We start from the raw sequence: 793 nt of genomic DNA, 5'->3' as shown, positions 1-793 counted from the left end.
CCGTGGCGGTGAAGACGATGGGGGTGCCTTCCGCCCCTTCCGGTAGGAAGCCCGCTTCGTCCTGCGTGCAGGCGGCGAGTGAGAGGGCGAGCGCTGCAAGTGCAAAAAATCTTATCCTCATAATATCTGTTATTTTATTACTCTGGTTCTTTCCGTTGCGGGCGTAACTTTCCCCCGACGGTTTACTGCTTCCTCAAGGTAGGCAATGCTCCTTTAAGTTCGTAACGCCACTCTGAGCCTGCGTTCTGCAAGGCGGTGTTCATGGCATCAACGGCTTTCTGCCAGGTAACGACAGAGCCGTCCACCTTCGTGGCTCCGGTGCTTTCCCTATTGTAGCCGATGCCTTGTTCATGATTGTTCTTCCAATAGCAGGCAGTCATGGTGGTGTAGTTATTTCCCAAAAAGCCGCCGATATGTACTTTGCCAGTGCTACTACCCGTACTGGTTACGTTGCCCGTGGCATAGCAGGCAAGGAGGCTGCTTCCTGCGTTCATTCCCACCAGACTGCCGCCAGCGATATTCTTTTTGGGGTTTATTTCTATGATCACGTTGCCCGTGGCATAGCAAGCGGTCAGGGTGGCACTCGAATTCGTCTGCCCTGCCACGCCGCCGACATCGACCGTTCCCTTCACTGTGGCAGAGGAACTGCATCCGGTGATGGAACCGTCTATTTGAGCACCTACCACACCGCCGACATACACCGTGCCGCTGACGCTGCCCGACACCGAGCAGTTTTCAATGGTGCCCCAGCTAGATCCTACCACGCCGCCAATACTGCCGCCATATATTTGAT

Annotated in this window: 1 protein-coding gene; it reads right to left on the bottom strand. The window is 55.0% G+C overall.

All coding sequences use genetic code 11. From position 1 onward, the window contains the following. Nucleotides 1–182: 182 nt before the first annotated feature. The coding region (locus BN4609_RS05720; RefSeq protein ID WP_303645085.1) for a GLUG motif-containing protein at nt 183–793 on the bottom strand (611 nt) is incomplete at its 5' end.

It is taken from the genome of Leyella lascolaii (assembly GCF_900079775.1).
GTDB lineage: Bacteria > Bacteroidota > Bacteroidia > Bacteroidales > Bacteroidaceae > Prevotella > Prevotella lascolaii.
Note: the sequence above shows the minus strand (reverse complement) of the source record. Positions and strands in the feature narration are given on the sequence as shown.